Source organism: Ruegeria sp. CL5, assembly GCF_056536485.1.
This window is the reverse complement of sequence record NZ_JBQFPS010000007.1, coordinates 33,662-48,714: the sequence shown is the minus strand read 5'-3', so window position 1 is coordinate 48,714 and position 15,053 is coordinate 33,662. Positions and strand designations below refer to the sequence as shown.

Below are 15,053 nucleotides of genomic sequence, written 5' to 3'. Positions count from 1 at the left end.
GTCCTCTGGGTCGGGGAAATTGAGTTGGGCGGTGTGATAGCGAAGGTTGCCCTGCGGGGCAATGCCGGTTCACGCCTGATCGGTGGAAGCAATCATCAAGATGTGTTGGCGAAGAATTTGCAGCAACTGTTTCAGGTGTTGCTTGCTGCGTGCTTTGTCGCGCAGGCCAATGGCCGCGGTCTGAAGGTAGTCCGCCAGCGTATCCGGTGTGTGGCCTGCATCCTCTATCGCCGAAATGTGCGGGCTCAGAATGTCGGCAAGTGCTTTGATTTTATCTGCCTGAACACTTTCCAACTGGGCGCGGCCCGCAGCGTTGTGTCCGGAAATCATGTCAGCGGCCTCGGGAGAGGCCCGGATGATATTGTACGAGGCGAGGATCGCATGATCGAAATAGGCGTCGAGCTTTTCTCCCAGATTATCGGTATGCGCCCAGTGTTCGCGAATTTGGTTCAGGCATTTGTCTGATTGGAACTTAATGGCGGCGCAAAGAATATCAGTTTTGTTTGAGTAGACGTTATACAGTGTCTGGCGGACCAGACCCGCCTCTTGCGCGATGTCGTTCATGGTGGTCCGGCGCACGCCGAAACGCATGAAGCAACGGATTGCGGCGGTCAAAATGTTCTCAGAAGATGCACTCATAAGACGACATATTGACAAAATTAGCCTTTGTGTCAAATAATAGACAATATGACAGAAAGTGTCGCACTGGTGAGAAGCAAAACCTATGATAATTGTGACCGTTGAAGTCGTTCTTCAGGAAGATTCGATTGAGGAACTGCGCAGCGTTTTTCTGGCAATGGACAAAGCGTCGGCTGAGGAAAGGGGGTGCATCAAGTATGTTTCATCTGTTGATGTGCATGACCCCCGGATTATCCGCATCTACGAGGAATGGGAGTCGATGGATGCTTTGACGCCACATTTCAGGACCCCGCACATCGCGGAATTTCAGTAGGCGTTCGCTGGGGTCGAAACGGTTTCGATGCAGGCTAAGGTTTACGAAGTCAGTCGTGAATTGCCATTCCCCAATTGATCTGGCCTACTTCAACGTCTGAAGTGAAAAGGATTCCGGTGTGTCAGGATTGGCTGAATTGATCGCAGGGTGGGCGCAGCCGGGACGAGTTGATTGGATCAGTCTACGGCCAGAACGTCGGACGAAGATGATTGCCATAGACGAGGCCATGATCTCAGCCGACGGCCTTGATGGCGACCGCAGCCGGGCAGGCAAGCGGGCAGTCACACTTATCCAGCAGGAACATCTGGCTGCGATTGGGTCTTATCTGGGGCAGGAGTCGATTGCGCCTGAGATCCTTCGGCGCAATCTGGTGATTTCTGGGATCAATCTGGCGGCGCTCAAAGGTCGAGAGGTTCAGGTTGGCGAAGCGATCCTACGTTTCACCGTGATCTGCGCACCATGTAGTCGAATGGAAGAAGCGCTTGGCAAGGGCGGTTACTCAGCCGTACGGGGTCATGGTGGCTGGTGTGCTGAGGTCGTGCAGCCCGGCCCGGTTAGGTTGGGCGATGTTGTGCGACCGGTTGATTGACAAGCCGCCTCAGTTCTGAACATCAGCAAGGAATGCAGCGCAGTACCATACCATATGCGCGGCCCGGGCAGGTCGTGGGGTTGTTCGGGGGGTCGTTTGATCCTCCGCATCAAGGCCATGTGCATGTGACGCGTGAGGCGATGAAGGCGTTTGGGTTGGATCGGGTGTGGTGGCTGGTGTCTCCGGGGAACCCTTTTAAGGAGCGGGGACCTGCACCTCTGGCGCGGCGGATGATGGCGGCACGCGCTGTGATGCAGCATCCGCGTGTTGAGGTCACGGATATCGAGGCGCTGACGGGGACGCGGGCGACGGCGGATACGCTGGCGGCGTTACGGCACCTTTATCCTCAAGTGCGGTTCGTTTGGCTGATGGGTGCGGATAATCTGGCGCAGTTTCATCGCTGGAAAGACTGGCGGCAGATCATGGACAGTGTGCCGGTGGGCGTTGTGGCGCGGCCGGGGGACCGAATTTCGGCCCGGATGTCACCGGCGGCGCGGCTTTATGTCAAATACCGCATAGACGGGCAGGCGCGGCATTTGCTGGGGCGGGCGCAGGCTCCGGCCTGGTGTTTTGTGAATGTGCCGATGGTCGATCTCAGCTCGACCGAGTTGCGCAAGCGCGGAGGCTGGAGCGATGAGGTGTTGCCGGAATGACTCCTCTTGGCGCATAATCTTAATCTAGTGATTGTCTGCATTTAAGCTCTGGGATTCTATTAGACCCATGGTTGATCGTATTTCGCGTCGTTTGTTTCTGGGTGGATTAGGGGCGTCTCTGGTTCCGGGCACGGGTCTGGCCGAGGCGCCTTTGGTATCCTTGCGTCCTGTGCTGCGCGGGCCGCAGCCCAGCGGGGCCGAGCGGCTGGTTAAAGCGGCGGGGCTGAGGGGCGAAGTTGTCTTTGCCGTGGCCGACGTTGAAACCGGAACCCCGCTGGAGGTATATGGCGAAGGCCAAAGCCTGCCGCCCGCCAGTGTCGCCAAGGCGTTGACCGCGCTTTACGCGCTGGATGTGCTGGGGTCGGAGCATCGGTTTGAAACCACCTTGATCGCGGATGGACCGATCGAGAATGGCATTCTGAAAGGCGACCTGATCCTTGCAGGTGGTGGGGATCCACTGCTGGATACAGACGCACTGGCCACCATGGCAGCCAATCTGCGCAAGGCCGGAATCACCGAGGTTCGGGGCGCGTTCAAAGTCTATGATGGTGCGCTGCCTTACGTCTTCAGCATCGATCCGGGGCAGCCGGATCATCTGGGCTATAGCCCGTCGATCAGCGGGATTTCCCTGAATTTCAACCGCGTGCATTTCGAGTGGAAACGCGAGGGCACCGGCTATGGCGTGACAATGGATGCGCGCAGCGCAAGTTACACGCCGTCGGTGGATATGGCATCGATGCGGGTCGTGAACCGCAGCCTGCCGATTTATACCTATCAGCCGAGCGCGCGGCAGGATCGCTGGACCGTGGCCAAAGGGGCGCTGGGCAATGGCGGGGCACGCTGGCTGCCGGTACGAAAGCCAGCGCTTTATGCCGGAGATGTGTTCCGCACGCTGGCACGTGTGAACGGGATTGTACTGGGCCGGGTTCAGGTGACGCGGCAGGCATCGCAAGGGACAGTTCTGGTCGTGCATCAGAGCGAACCGTTGGGAAGCATCCTGAAGGGGATGTTGAGATATTCGACCAATATAACCGCTGAAATGGTGGGCCTGGCGGCGACCAAAGCGCGCGGGGTTGCACCGCAGAGCCTTGAAGAGTCCGCCACTGAAATGAACCGCTGGGCGGCCGCGCGCTTTGGTGCGAATGGGATCACGATGGTCGATCATTCCGGCCTTAGCGGAGCGTCGCGCATGGCCCCCGCCGGTCTGGTCAAGACGCTGGTGGCTGCGGGGCAATCAGAGGAGCTGCGGCCATTGCTTCGGTCCTTTACTCTGGCCGACAAAAATGGGCAGCCGGTCAAGGATCATCCGATCAAGGTCGACGCAAAGACGGGGACGTTGAACTTCGTCTCGGGTCTTGGGGGTTATATGACAACGGCAGATGGGGTTGATCTGGCTTTTGCGATCTTCACCGCCGATACCGCGCACCGCGCCACGATCCCGCGAGCATCGCGCGAGCGCCCGGACGGCGCGCGGCCCTGGAACCGTCGGTCCCGCAACTTGCAACGCAATCTGATTGAGCGCTGGGGTGTGCTCTACGGAAGTTAGGTTGTATGCCGCGCCCGGGCCCCGCGTTCGATGGCGGCGGCGTGCAGGCGGTCGATGCTCAGCTCGTACCGGATTTCTTCCAGCAAGCGCAGTTCGGTTTCGGCCAGTGTGCCATCAGCGGCGGCGACGTCACAAGCCAGCGCATACGCGGTTTCGTTCAGGCGTTCGGGCAGGTTGTCACGGATTAGGCCGAAAAGGGCATCCAGCCCGTCTTCCTGCTCGAACAGGTCAAATACGATTTGCGAGACACGGCGTGTGCGGTCGATATCGTAGCCTGCAAACACCGGCAGCATGTTCACCGCGCCCTCGATCTTGACCAGCTCGGCGGTTCGGATGTTCTCGTCCGAGGCGGATACCGCCACCATGATCGCCACAAGGCAATCCTGCGGGGACATCGGGTGAGGGGTTTGCTCGGTCATGGGGTCGTCCTGAATGATAATTTTGTTGCCGCACGATAGGAGGGGGGGCGCAGAGGTTCAACTGGTAGTTTTGGGGTGCAATGAATGCGATTGGTGAGGCTGGGTGGTTTCGGCTGTGATGTGTATTTCCGCTGAGAGCCCTTCTCGACAGTTGCTGCGTGGTGCGTGTACGACCGGTTCCCTGTATACGTCACTGCGTTCATCAGGATGTTATTGGGGCATAGCTTCCGTCTTTGCGATGTACTTCGCGCCCGCTGAGCGGCGGATTGAATACGCAGACCAGTCGCAGATCAACCTCTGTCGCACGCACCAAATGTCGGTCGTGTTGATCCAAAGCGTAGAGGGTAAATGGCTCAAGGGAATGCCAGGTTTCATTTTCAGACGCTCGGATCTGCCCCTTGCCCTCGATACAGTAACACGCCTCTAGATGATGGGTGTATTCCAGCTCAAGCACTGTGCCTTCTTTAATTATCGTATCTGTCAGCGAAAACCCCATTCCATCAGAGGCGAGCAGCAACCTTCTGCTGTTCCAACCCGGACCGGAAACGTCCCGATCTGTATCAAGGATATCTTTGAGAGCTTTAACAATCATACTTCACCGCCTCTTTGCTATCGGACCGCGCGGTTCATCCCGCCATCAGACAGTATACTCTGACCATTTATGTATCGGGCACCCTCGCTGGCGAGAAACACACAAGCCTGCCCAATTTCTTCGAATGTTGCCGGTCGCTGAGCGGGGATCTCCTGGCGGGCCCGTGTGGAGAGTTTCACATTCTCGCAGAACCCAGGGAGCAGGTTGTTCATGCGAATATTGTGCCGTGCATAACGATCCCCATACAGCTTTGAGAAACTGTGCAGCGCGCCGCGCAACATGCTCATGGGATACGGTGCACGAGGCTCAATCGTGTTCATGGACGAGATGTTTACGAAAGCGCCGCCGCCTTGTTCAATCAGGATGGGCGTAACGATACGGGCAATCTTGACGACATTCAGGACGTACATGTCCAGACTTTCGTGCCACAACTCATCGCTGAGCTCCAAAAGTGGCCCGTCAAAGTCCGGATCGAAACCTACAGTTTTGATGGACTCTGGCACCGTGCCACCGTGACCCATGTTGCTGACGATGGCATCAATTCTACCATACCTGCTCATGGTGTCGTCGATCATCGCTTGCAAATCGTCGACATCTAAGACAGAGCCACGACGGCCAATGCCCCCAAGCTCCTCCGCCAGCTCAACCGAGCGATTGGACGGCGACATTAGCGAAACCTTGTAGCCAGCCTTAGCCATTTCAATGGCGCAGCCTCGGCCAATGCCTTTTCCGGTACCTGTCATCAGCGCGACTTTGACTTCGGGCATCGTATCCCCTTTCTTTAGGCGCATCATATGTGAGATTTATTGCGTTGAAGTCAGTGTACCTCCTTAGAACTCGGCGAACCTATCGAGTTTTCAGAATATTGCTGTTAGGTTTTCTCACATGCCGGAAAACCTTAGACACCTTCGTGCCCTTCAGGCCTTTGATGAAACCGCAACCCACTCCAGCTTATCTAAGGCAGCGGATGCTCTGAACGTTACACACGGCGCGATCAGTAGGCAGATTAAGTTGTTGGAACAGCATCTTGGCATGACGCTCTTTCATCGCCGCCCCAATGGCGTTGAACTGACGCAAGCCGGTGTACGCCTGTATCAATCTACACGAGGGGCATTTTCGGCACTGCAGTTGGGCGTATCGGAGGTGAAGCGATTGCATCACCGACAGTCGATTACAGTGTCTCTTTCCACTTCGCTAGCGCTCAAATGGCTTGTGCCACAGCTCAGTTCGTTTCAGCGAGAGCATCCTGGTATCGCGTTGTTGCTAGACACAAACGATGCCTTTGCCGATTTCGATACCTCCGAGGTCGATGTCGCCCTGCGCTTCGGGAAACCCGGTTGGGATAGGCTGTTTTATGAACAGATCAGACACGAGGAATTGGTTGTCGTGGCCGCGCCCTCCCTTGTCGGGAAAATACAGCTACCGATGCGTGCCGAAGATGTGCTTGCCCTCCCACTCCTGCAGGACGCGTTCAATGTTGGGTGGGAAAACTGGGCTGCGCAGGTTGGTTTGAGCGCTGATCGGATCAACGCGCAGGGTATCAAGTACGTGGACAGCGCTGTTTTGCTGGAGGCGGCAATTGACGGGCAAGGTGTTACATTGGCAAGACATTTATTGGCGGCAAATGACCTGGAACTTGGGCGCTTGATACGTCTGGATGCAAGCTGTGTTCCATTAGAGCGAGGGCTCTACTTTGTCTGCCGCTCGGGCGATCAGGAGCGAGTCACATTGAGAGTTTTCAAGAAATGGCTCATGTCACTTTAGCTCTGGGTTCCAATCGAAGCCCGAGGAAAGCGGACATTGGCTCGCGCGCTGCATAGGTCCGTTTTGTCCCACGTTGTGGACATTCGCAATCCAGAGCAGATATTGATTGCATGGCGTTCATGCGCATAGAGGTATGAAAATCACCACCCTTTATTGACTCATACTGCACCTGCACAATAACAGGAGCCGGTCCGGGCGCATGGGGTGTCTGGCGCGTTTCCCGATGGAGTATCCAAATGTCTGACCTGCGTGAAACCGCGATGACGTCCAAGGCGTGGCCGTTTGAAGAGGCGCGGCGGTTACTCAAACGGTACAAGCAGGGCGCTCCGGAAAAGGGATATGTGCTGTTTGAGACAGGCTATGGCCCATCGGGCCTGCCGCATATCGGCACCTTTGGTGAGGTGGCGCGGACCACGATGGTCAAGCGCGCGTTTGAGGCGCTGTCTGATATCCCGACCAAGCTGATCTGCTTCTCGGACGATCTGGACGGGATGCGGAAGGTGCCGACCAACGTGCCGAACCCGGAAATCCTGGAGCAGCATTTGCAGCGCCCGTTGACCTCGGTGCCGGACCCGTTTGGCGAATATGACAGCTTTGGTGAGCATAACAACGCGATGCTGCGGCGGTTCCTGGATACGTTCGGGTTCGAGTATGAGTTCTACTCGGCCAAGGAGTTCTATGAATCCGGTCAGTTCGACGAGGTGCTCAAGCGTGCGGTTGAGCGCTATGACGAGATCATGGCGATCATGCTGAAAAGCCTGCGCGAAGAACGCCAGCAGACCTATTCGATCTTTCTGCCGCTGCACCCCGAAAGCGGACGGGTGATGTATGTGCCGATGAAGAAGGTCTGTGCCGAGACCTATACCGTGACCTTTGACGATGAGACGGGCAAGGAGTGGACCGTTCCTGTGACCGGTGGCCACGTCAAGCTGCAGTGGAAGCCGGATTTCGGTGCGCGCTGGGCGGCTTTGGGCGTGGATTTCGAGATGTATGGCAAGGAACATGCCACCAACGAAAAGATCTATGACGCGATCTGCCGGGCCTTGGGTGGTCGTGCGCCTGAGCATTTCTCATATGAACTGTTCCTCGATGAGAACGGTCAGAAGATTTCCAAATCGTCCGGCAACGGTGTCTCGATTGACGAATGGCTGACCTATGCGCCGACCGAGTCGCTGGCCTATTTCATGTATCAGAAGCCGAAGACAGCAAAGCGGATGCATTTCGATGTGATCCCGAAGGCTTATGATGAATATCATCAGCAGTTGCGGGCCTATCCGGGGCAGGACCTGAAGGCGCAGCTGAACAACCCGGTGTGGCATATCCATGGTGGGAATGTACCTGAATCCACGCTGATGGTGCCCTTTGCAATGCTGCTGAATCTGGCATCGGTCTCCGGGGCTGAGGATAAAGAAGCCTTGTGGGGATTTATCCGTCGATACGCACCTGAGGCGACCGCCCAAACCCATCCTGATCTGGATCAGGCGGCGGGCTTTGCGGTGCGGTACTTCAACGATTTCGTCAAACCGACGCGTAAGCATCGCGCGCCGACGGATCAGGAGCGTGAGGCGCTGGAAGCGTTGAGGGCGGCCTTGGAAGCCTATGACGGGCCGATGGAAGACGAGGCACTGCAATCCGTGGTCTATTCCATCGGGCGCGAGCGGTTCGATCCGATGCGCGGCTGGTTCACGGCACTTTACGAAGTGCTGCTGGGGGCTTCGCAAGGGCCTCGGTTTGGTGGGTTCATCGCGTTATATGGCGTGCCAGAGACGATCGCTCTGATCGACAAGGCGCTGGCCGGAGAACTGGCCTGATTTGACCTGATCCAGTATGGGGCTACCCTTGCGTCAGGAGGTGGCCCCATGCGTCGACTATTGCTTGCTGTATCCCTGAGTGCCGGACTAGTTTCAGGAGCCTTCGCGCAGAATGCGGAGATCGAGGCCAATATCTCGGCACAGATACAGGCCTTCAAGGCGGATGATTTTGCCACCGCTTTTACCTTTGCGAGTCCAAACATTCAGCGCTTATTTGGCGACCCGGACAATTTTGGGGTGATGGTGCGCCGCGGTTATCCGATGGTCTGGCGACCGGCGGAGGTGCGGTTTCTGGAGTTGCGCGAGATAAGCGGTGCCTTGTGGCAGAAGGTCATGATCACCGATGGCGACGGACGGGTGCATCTGCTGGATTACCAGATGATCCAACAAGAGGGTCGTTGGAAGATCAACGGCGTACAACTGCTGGGCAACTCCGACCCGGCAGCCTGAGGCAACACCACCGTCACGGTGGTAAGAGCGGCGATTAATCCCTCTTCGATACTCAGACCCATGCGCTTGGGCCATGGCCCGGGCGATTTCGGGTTTTGGCGCGCTGCTGGCGCGATTGGGAAAGGGATTTTACATGAACAAGGCAATAACCGACGGCATCGTGTTCATGCCGCCCGCCTATGCGGCCGGTCTTGAATTCTGGTCCAGTGGCGACGGCACGCCGGGCGCTCCGACCTATGAGGGTTCGGGCACGGGGGTGTTCGTTCCGGCGGATGCGGATTTTGCGGGCTGTCTGGAGATTTACAAGACGGCGGAACCGCAACAATTGCGCTATATGGGGCAGACGCCCTTGTTGCCGGGCTGCTATCTGCAGATCAAGGCGCGGGTCAAGGCGATCAGTGGACCGCTGCCCGAGGTGCGGATCGCGGGCTGGGCCGGTGGTGCCGGAGATGCGCATTTGGACGGGTTGGTCGAGCAGGGCCCGGCGGTGCAGTTGACCGGCTATGGCACCGTGCATGAGGTGACGGCGATCGTGGGCACAGGCCTGCGTCCCGGCGTGGACATGCCCTGGGGCACAGCGGCGCTTTATGGCCATTTTGGATTGGATATCGAAGGCACCAACGGCGCGGTGGTACGGGTGGATGATATCGAGATCACGGATGTGACCTTGGTTTTCCTGCGCGACATGATAGGTCTTGTCGATGTGCGCGATTTTGGGGCGGTTGGTGATGGGGTCACCGATGACTCGGCGGCGTTTGAGGCGGCGGATCAGGCGGCGAACGGGCGCAAGGTCTACGTGCCACAGGGTGAGTTCCGGCTGGAAGAGAACACTAATATGGCATCCGAGGTATCGTTCGACGGCACCGTGACGATGCCGGTCGACAAGATGCTGCTGTTGACCAAGAATTTCGATCTGCCGACCTATATCACCGCCTTTGGTGACGAGATGCTGGCGTTTAAAAAGGCGTTTCAGGCGCTGTTAAATAGCTCGGACCATGAATCGCTGGATCTGGGTGGGCGCAAGATTGGGGTGACCGAGCCTATCGATATGGCGGCGGCTGTGCCGAACCGAACGGGCTATGCCACCCGTCGCGTAGTGCGTAACGGGCAGTTTGACGTCAAAAGCAGCTCGAACTGGGATACCGAAACCTTCACCTCGATCGCGACCTACAGCCCGTCTGATCCCGATACGCTGACCAACGTGGCCAACGTGGCCAACATTCCGGTTGGGTCTCTGGTCACCGGCAGCGGTGTCGGGCGTGAGGTTTATGTGCAGTCGAAAAACGAAAGCACCGGTGAGATCACGCTGAGCGCGCCAACCTATGATGCGGCGGGTACGCAGACCTTCACCTTTACGTCGTTTAAATACCTGCTGGATTTCAGCGGCTTCAGCGCGCTGCAAAAGTTCAACATGGAAGGGATCGAGTTCCAGTGCAACGGGCGATGCAGTGCTGTCCGACTGTCACCCGGTGGGAACACCTTTGTGCTGAAGGACTGTTTCATCAGTCGTCCGAAGGATCGCGGCGTCACCTCGATCGGGCGCGGATGTCAGGGGATGCTGATCGATGGCTGTCAGTTCCTGTCGACCGAGGAAAGTCTGGATGTGCCGGATCGCAGTTCGATCGCACTGAACGCCAATGCCAATGACGTCAAGCTGCGCCATAACCGGGCGACCCGGTTCCATCATTTCGCAGTGCTGAGCGGCGACAACAATCTGGTCCTGGGCAACCACTTTTTCCAGGGCGACAACGTGGCCAACGGGGTGCGCAATGCCGGGTTGGTTATCATCGGCGGCTACAACAGTTCGTCCATCGCCGAGAACTATGTCGATAACTGCTTTATCGAATGGACCAACGAGCACGACGCGAACCCGGATTACTTTACCAGCTTCTCGTTCAGCGCGCTGAGTATCACGGATAACATTTTCTACGCCAGTGATGTTGCCCCCTGGTTCAGCTATCTGGTGATCCGCCCCCATGGCACGGGTCATTTCCTGAACGGGCTGACCGTGACCGGGAACAAGTTTCGCGTCAACAATGTGCGGATCGACCGGGTGGATCGGGTCGATACCAGTTTTGCCGATCTCGACCCGGAACGGCACAAGAGAGTGTGTTTTGAGAATAATACGTTTCACGGCATCGATACGCCCTGCGCCAATCCGTTGAGATTGCAGCATACGCAGAGTTCTCCGTCTTCGGCCTGGACCGTCAGTTCGCAGGGGCAGTTACCGTTTGGAGGCCGAGCTCGCGGATGTGATTCGGTTGTGGCCCTGGGCAGTCTCAGGAACGCATCGAACGCGATACGCTATACCGCGCCTTATGTTGAACTGAGACAGAGTGCGAGTCAGAGCGATATACGCCTGCGCTGGTCCGAAGGCTTGCGCGGGGCAGTCTCGACTATCCTGCGGACCGATACCTGATTGACGTGGCGGGCTGCCCAGTTTTGGGCGGCCCATCTTCAATGGCTGCGCCACAGGGCGAATTTGATTCCGATATTGTCATCGGCTGAATTGCGTTCAGCACCCAGAATCCAGGTGAGGTTGCCTTTTTTCGGGCGATACATCAGCGAGGGACGTACCCGCCAATACCAAGGGTGATCTGAAATATACGAGGTTTCTATCTGCAAGAGCGGGTCAATGCGCCGTCCCGAGGACAGGCCAGCCGTGAAATCCAGCTTGCGGATTAGAGCCTCATGCGTGCGGTTTTCGAGCGCGGCGTCGATATTGAACCATCCGCCCCCCAATCCGGTTTGAATCCCTTTGCCATATGAGAGTGTTGTTTTGTACATCGCCCAGGCATCGTATTGACGGTGATGTGCGCCCAGTCCGAACTCGATGGAAAATCGGCCTGCTTGCCCAAAATCAGCGACGGGAATGCGGGCGAAAACCAACGCATGTCCATACAGATCCTGGTGCTCCTCGACATCCAGCCCGATTGTGAGTTTCGGCCTCAGACCCCACTCGGAATAGAGAGCGGATTTGTATCTATAAATGTTGTCGTCGTCTTGGAAAGCGGTTACTGAGAGCGCGTTGAAGCTTGAGCCTTTTTCGCGCAGCCAAGCCCCGGCGAAGGCCGGAGTGCTCAGCAAAGCGAGCAGCAGATAGATAAGAACCTGACGCGCCATGGCCAAAGCATCGGCAGACTTGGTTAACGGATGGTTAGAATCTTGTTCATCTCCGAGAAAGTTTTTTGACCCTTGCCGCCTTGTATGTGCAGGAAAAGCGTGGCGTTTTCAAAAGCTGTGATAGGCTTGGGGTAGCAAATTAAGGAGAAGCCAGATGCCGCAGATTTCCAAGACCAACAGTTATCAGACCGTCATCACCACATTCGAGATGACCCCCGGAACCTGCCAGGATCTTCTTGAAGCGCTGACGGATGCCTATGCCGAGTTCATCTCAAAACAGCCGGGGTTCATTTCCGCCGGACTGCATGTGAATGACGCCCAAACCCGGATTGCAAATTACTCGCAATGGGAGCGGCGCGAAGACTTTCTGGCAATGCTACGCACGCCGGAAATGCGGGAACGAAACCGCCGCATCAACGAGCTGTGTAAGAGCTTTGAGCCGGTGATGTATGACGTTGCCGAAACATTCGGCGGTTCCTGACCTGAATCAAGGCGCGCTGTGGCGAGGCAGGGCAAGATGCGGGCGCAACCACGGAGGCACAAGCCATGTACCACAACATCCTTGTCCCTATTTCATTTGATGCCGAACGCGACAGTTCGGCGGCGATGAAACTGGCAAAGTTGCTGGCAACCCCACAGGCGCAGATCACTCTGCTGCATGTGGTCGAGCACATTCCGGACTATGCGATCTCATACATGCCGGCGGAATATCTTTCAGAGACACGCAAAGCGCTTCAGGCTGAGCTTGACACGCTGGCTTCTCGATTACCAAATGCCCAAGGACAGGTGATCGAAGGTCACTCTGGCAGAACAATTCTGGATTGGGCCGAAGTGAACAAGCCCGACCTGATCATTCTGGCCTCGCACCGGCCTGGCATGCAGGATCTGCTGTTGGGGTCAACCGCGACCCATGTGGTACGGCACGCAAAATGCGCAGTGCATGTGGTGCGGTGACGGAGTAAGTTTTTTAGCTCGGTATGGCCATGGCTTTGCCACATACAGGGTGTATAGCTGCCTCAATGACGACCGGAAATACAAATGATGAGATTGGCCTTAGTCCGCGGATGACAAGGCGGCAACGGCGTGCGGATGAGATGCGTCGGAAAGCTCTGTCGCCGCTGCGAATTCTGCTGATGGTGCTTGCGCTGCCGTTGACAATCGGAATGATCACGATCGGGGTGTATTTGCGCATCTCGGACTACGAGCGTCATGAAGCTGTGATCCATCTGGTGGCGCTGGCGGGCTGTGACACGGTGCAGCGGCTTGTTCCGGGGCCATTTTTTGAAGGTCGGCCGGGCTATCACAAGCGAAATGACCCCGACAGTGACGGTGTTGCCTGCGGCACCCGTGGTCTGCAACGGCAACGAACGACTGCGATGCCGGGAACTACCGGGAACGCACCGCGGCAAACTCAGACACCGCGTGAGCGAACCGTTGGAACCGCGAAGTTCCTCAAACCCTGATGATTATCCCTTCATGGCCTGCAATAACTCCAGCAGGCGCTTGCGGTCATCATCATTTGTGTAATCCCCAGTGGCCAGACGTTCCGCGATGCGCAGCCGCAGGCGTTCCTGCTGGGTGCGGACCTCTTCTCCGGCGGTTTCGGCCAGAGTTTTCATAATCATCGCCACCGCCTGCTGGCGCTTGGTGGTGGGGTTGGCGATGTAGTCGACCAGGCTCTGTTGCCCTGAATCGAGGATATTTTCGGCCAGATCACGCAGTTGATCGCCATTTGGCAGCAGCGGGGCAGGAGCGTCCGTGGGTGGCAGGATTTCCGGCACGCTGCGCGGGGTTTCGGCCAGCGCGTTCGCACCGTCAACAAAGGCTTCGGTGATCATCCGGGTGATCTTTATCGCGCGAGGGTCCTTGAACAGGGCCGAGGCGATGGCCACGCCGTAATCGGTATAGACCCACGGATTAACCCGCCGCCCACCGCGGCCCTTGGGTTTTGAAATCACATTCTGTGATTGCAAATCAGCGACCTCGGCATCGTTCAGCTGAAAGCGGTAGCCCTCGAACAGACCCTTGTTGCGCGAGACAGCCTGATTGAAAGCGCTGACGGACTTTCCGTAGAACTGCGCCAGATCCTCGGCCAGCACCACGCGGGTGCCGCGCACCCGGTGAATGGCGCTCTGGACTTCATGCGTGCTGGGCAGGGTGTTGGGTTTCGTCATGGCATCCGTTTGGAATCACAATTTGTGATGTCAAACGTGGAGGAGAGAAAGCTACGCTGCAACCTTGAAGTGTATGGCTATCGTCAATCGAGACAGGACTTGAGCTAGCGTCAGCCGCTTGCCTTGCCCAAATAGGCAAGCCGATAGGCGAGCGCGACACAGCCCGCGCCTCCGACTACATTACCGGCCGTGACCCAAAAAAGGTTGCTGATGGTGGCGCCCCAACCGAGTTTGGCACCTGCTAGCGCACCCTGAGGCAGCAGGTACATATTAGCGATCGAGTGTTCGAGACCCAACAGAACAAACGTCGAAATTGGCCAGAGTATTGCCATGACCTTTCCCACGACCGATCTGGCGGCGAAGCTCAGCCAGACTGCAAGGCAGACTAAGGCGTTGCACAGAATGCCTCGCATAAAGGCTTGCGTTGGAGAGAGATCAATCTTGCCATTTGCGATCGCTGCAGCAGTGGCCCCCATTGGTCCTTCCAGCAAACCGCTTGCAGCGCAAGCAAGGACTAGTGCGACGGCTCCGACTAAATTTCCGAGATACACGAATCCCCAGTTCCTCAACAGATCACGCATCGAGATTTTTCGATCCACTGCCGCGATGGTCATCAGCGCGTTTCCAGTGAATAGTTCCGCCCCACCAACGACCACAAGGATCAGGCCCAGAGAAAACACCACCCCACCAAGAAACCGGGCTGGCCCAAATCCGGGATCTACGCCGGTCATAACCATAGTGTAGGCGGCCCCACCGAAGCCGATGAAGACACCTGCGAGTATTGCAAGTGTCAGCGTTTGAACGATGGAAAGATGTGCCTTTGCGACACCAGATGTTTCAACCAGTTCTGCAATCTGTGCAGGTTTGTAAGCGTCTACGCCGGTTGGATTGTGAGCCTTCATGCGTTGCACACTGCCAACATATTCATGTTTCGACATTGATCCGGATCAAGGCCACGCGACAAAGTACAGAGGTTCAGT

18 protein-coding genes are annotated in these 15,053 nt (G+C 56.9%); 11 read left to right on the top strand and 7 right to left on the bottom strand.

Features of this window, described 5'->3' with window-relative positions; translation table 11 throughout:
* Positions 1-69 precede the first annotated feature (69 nt).
* Positions 70-615, bottom strand: a complete 546-nt coding sequence (locus tag ACR0IU_RS13060) for a TetR/AcrR family transcriptional regulator (protein ID WP_480716555.1) — start codon at positions 613-615, stop codon at positions 70-72.
* Positions 616-724: 109 nt separating this feature from the next.
* Here ACR0IU_RS13060 and ACR0IU_RS13055 point away from each other — a divergent pair, with 109 nt between their 5' ends.
* The 4 genes from ACR0IU_RS13055 (at position 725) to dacB (ending at position 3,740) form a co-directional block, all read left to right on the top strand.
* Entirely contained in the window at positions 725-952 is a 228-nt protein-coding gene (locus ACR0IU_RS13055; protein ID WP_480716554.1) for a putative quinol monooxygenase, read from the top strand.
* Positions 953-1,070: 118 nt separating this feature from the next.
* Positions 1,071-1,541, top strand: a complete 471-nt coding sequence (locus tag ACR0IU_RS13050) for an MOSC domain-containing protein (protein ID WP_480716553.1) — start codon at positions 1,071-1,073, stop codon at positions 1,539-1,541.
* Between the two features lie 32 nt (positions 1,542-1,573).
* A complete protein-coding gene (locus tag ACR0IU_RS13045; RefSeq protein ID WP_480716552.1) occupies positions 1,574-2,194 on the top strand; it encodes a nicotinate-nucleotide adenylyltransferase in 621 nt (206 codons plus the stop codon).
* Positions 2,195-2,261: 67 nt separating this feature from the next.
* Positions 2,262-3,740 carry a D-alanyl-D-alanine carboxypeptidase/D-alanyl-D-alanine endopeptidase gene (dacB, locus tag ACR0IU_RS13040; RefSeq protein ID WP_480716551.1) on the top strand — a complete coding sequence of 493 codons (1,479 nt, stop codon included), beginning with the start codon at positions 2,262-2,264 and terminating at the stop codon, positions 3,738-3,740.
* Here dacB and ACR0IU_RS13035 read toward each other — a convergent pair.
* The 3 genes from ACR0IU_RS13035 to ACR0IU_RS13025 form a co-directional block, all read right to left on the bottom strand.
* Positions 3,737-4,159 carry a tellurite resistance TerB family protein gene (locus ACR0IU_RS13035; protein ID WP_170474479.1) on the bottom strand — a complete coding sequence of 141 codons (423 nt, stop codon included), beginning with the start codon at positions 4,157-4,159 and terminating at the stop codon, positions 3,737-3,739. The two genes, dacB and ACR0IU_RS13035, sit on opposite strands and share 4 nt — an antisense overlap.
* Before the next feature lie 202 nt (positions 4,160-4,361).
* Positions 4,362-4,751 (bottom strand): ectoine synthase, encoded by a 390-nt coding sequence (locus ACR0IU_RS13030; protein ID WP_480716550.1) that lies wholly within the window; start codon positions 4,749-4,751, stop codon positions 4,362-4,364.
* A gap of 17 nt (positions 4,752-4,768) precedes the next feature.
* Positions 4,769-5,518, bottom strand: a complete 750-nt coding sequence (locus ACR0IU_RS13025) for an SDR family oxidoreductase (RefSeq protein WP_480716549.1) — start codon at positions 5,516-5,518, stop codon at positions 4,769-4,771.
* Between the two features lie 118 nt (positions 5,519-5,636).
* On the opposite strand from ACR0IU_RS13025, the gene ACR0IU_RS13020 reads away from it, so the two are divergent.
* The 4 genes from ACR0IU_RS13020 (at position 5,637) to ACR0IU_RS13005 (ending at position 11,195) form a co-directional block, all read left to right on the top strand.
* Complete coding sequence (locus tag ACR0IU_RS13020; RefSeq protein ID WP_480716548.1) at positions 5,637-6,515, top strand: LysR substrate-binding domain-containing protein; 879 nt, start codon at positions 5,637-5,639, stop codon at positions 6,513-6,515.
* A gap of 236 nt (positions 6,516-6,751) precedes the next feature.
* Positions 6,752-8,326: a lysine--tRNA ligase gene (locus ACR0IU_RS13015; RefSeq protein WP_480716547.1), complete on the top strand. Its 1,575-nt coding sequence runs from the start codon at positions 6,752-6,754 to the stop codon at positions 8,324-8,326.
* Between the two features lie 48 nt (positions 8,327-8,374).
* On the top strand, positions 8,375-8,776 hold the full coding sequence (locus tag ACR0IU_RS13010) for a DUF4864 domain-containing protein (RefSeq protein ID WP_480716546.1): 402 nt from the start codon (positions 8,375-8,377) through the stop codon (positions 8,774-8,776).
* Positions 8,777-8,909: 133 nt separating this feature from the next.
* On the top strand, positions 8,910-11,195 hold the full coding sequence (locus tag ACR0IU_RS13005) for a glycosyl hydrolase family 28-related protein (RefSeq protein ID WP_480716545.1): 2,286 nt from the start codon (positions 8,910-8,912) through the stop codon (positions 11,193-11,195).
* Positions 11,196-11,233: 38 nt separating this feature from the next.
* On the opposite strand, the gene ACR0IU_RS13000 is transcribed toward ACR0IU_RS13005, so the two are convergent.
* Positions 11,234-11,899 (bottom strand): hypothetical protein, encoded by a 666-nt coding sequence (locus tag ACR0IU_RS13000; protein WP_480716544.1) that lies wholly within the window; start codon positions 11,897-11,899, stop codon positions 11,234-11,236.
* A gap of 154 nt (positions 11,900-12,053) precedes the next feature.
* Here ACR0IU_RS13000 and ACR0IU_RS12995 point away from each other — a divergent pair, with 154 nt between their 5' ends.
* The 3 genes from ACR0IU_RS12995 to ACR0IU_RS12985 all read left to right on the top strand — a co-directional run bounded on the left by ACR0IU_RS12995 (position 12,054) and on the right by ACR0IU_RS12985 (position 13,362).
* Positions 12,054-12,380, top strand: coding sequence for an antibiotic biosynthesis monooxygenase family protein (locus tag ACR0IU_RS12995; RefSeq protein ID WP_170771807.1), 327 nt, complete (start codon positions 12,054-12,056; stop codon positions 12,378-12,380).
* Between the two features lie 65 nt (positions 12,381-12,445).
* Entirely contained in the window at positions 12,446-12,853 is a 408-nt protein-coding gene (locus tag ACR0IU_RS12990; RefSeq protein WP_170474497.1) for a universal stress protein, read from the top strand.
* 65 nt (positions 12,854-12,918) lie between these two features.
* Positions 12,919-13,362 (top strand): excalibur calcium-binding domain-containing protein, encoded by a 444-nt coding sequence (locus ACR0IU_RS12985; protein ID WP_480716543.1) that lies wholly within the window; start codon positions 12,919-12,921, stop codon positions 13,360-13,362.
* Between the two features lie 3 nt (positions 13,363-13,365).
* Here the strand turns inward: ACR0IU_RS12985 and ACR0IU_RS12980 are convergent, their stop codons facing one another.
* Both ACR0IU_RS12980 and ACR0IU_RS12975 read right to left on the bottom strand, forming a co-directional pair.
* A complete protein-coding gene (locus ACR0IU_RS12980; RefSeq protein ID WP_480716542.1) occupies positions 13,366-14,073 on the bottom strand; it encodes an ORF6N domain-containing protein in 708 nt (235 codons plus the stop codon).
* 110 nt (positions 14,074-14,183) lie between these two features.
* Positions 14,184-15,011, bottom strand: a complete 828-nt coding sequence (locus ACR0IU_RS12975; RefSeq protein ID WP_480716541.1) for a formate/nitrite transporter family protein — start codon at positions 15,009-15,011, stop codon at positions 14,184-14,186.
* Positions 15,012-15,053 lie beyond the last annotated feature (42 nt).

Excerpts from the sequence above, each read along its gene's own strand:
- ACR0IU_RS13055 (WP_480716554.1), top strand. The coding sequence starts at position 725 with ATGATAATTGTGACCGTTGAAGTCGTTCTTCAGGAAGATTCGATTGAG.
- ACR0IU_RS13045 (WP_480716552.1), top strand. The coding sequence starts at position 1,574 with ATGCAGCGCAGTACCATACCATATGCGCGGCCCGGGCAGGTCGTGGGG.
- dacB (WP_480716551.1), top strand. The coding sequence starts at position 2,262 with ATGGTTGATCGTATTTCGCGTCGTTTGTTTCTGGGTGGATTAGGGGCG.
- ACR0IU_RS13035 (WP_170474479.1), bottom strand. The coding sequence starts at position 4,159 with ATGACCGAGCAAACCCCTCACCCGATGTCCCCGCAGGATTGCCTTGTG.
- ACR0IU_RS13030 (WP_480716550.1), bottom strand. The coding sequence starts at position 4,751 with ATGATTGTTAAAGCTCTCAAAGATATCCTTGATACAGATCGGGACGTT.
- ACR0IU_RS13025 (WP_480716549.1), bottom strand. The coding sequence starts at position 5,518 with ATGCCCGAAGTCAAAGTCGCGCTGATGACAGGTACCGGAAAAGGCATT.
- ACR0IU_RS13020 (WP_480716548.1), top strand. The coding sequence starts at position 5,637 with ATGCCGGAAAACCTTAGACACCTTCGTGCCCTTCAGGCCTTTGATGAA.
- ACR0IU_RS13015 (WP_480716547.1), top strand. The coding sequence starts at position 6,752 with ATGTCTGACCTGCGTGAAACCGCGATGACGTCCAAGGCGTGGCCGTTT.
- ACR0IU_RS13010 (WP_480716546.1), top strand. The coding sequence starts at position 8,375 with ATGCGTCGACTATTGCTTGCTGTATCCCTGAGTGCCGGACTAGTTTCA.
- ACR0IU_RS13005 (WP_480716545.1), top strand. The coding sequence starts at position 8,910 with ATGAACAAGGCAATAACCGACGGCATCGTGTTCATGCCGCCCGCCTAT.
- ACR0IU_RS13000 (WP_480716544.1), bottom strand. The coding sequence starts at position 11,899 with ATGGCGCGTCAGGTTCTTATCTATCTGCTGCTCGCTTTGCTGAGCACT.
- ACR0IU_RS12995 (WP_170771807.1), top strand. The coding sequence starts at position 12,054 with ATGCCGCAGATTTCCAAGACCAACAGTTATCAGACCGTCATCACCACA.
- ACR0IU_RS12990 (WP_170474497.1), top strand. The coding sequence starts at position 12,446 with ATGTACCACAACATCCTTGTCCCTATTTCATTTGATGCCGAACGCGAC.
- ACR0IU_RS12985 (WP_480716543.1), top strand. The coding sequence starts at position 12,919 with ATGACGACCGGAAATACAAATGATGAGATTGGCCTTAGTCCGCGGATG.
- ACR0IU_RS12980 (WP_480716542.1), bottom strand. The coding sequence starts at position 14,073 with ATGACGAAACCCAACACCCTGCCCAGCACGCATGAAGTCCAGAGCGCC.
- ACR0IU_RS12975 (WP_480716541.1), bottom strand. The coding sequence starts at position 15,011 with ATGTCGAAACATGAATATGTTGGCAGTGTGCAACGCATGAAGGCTCAC.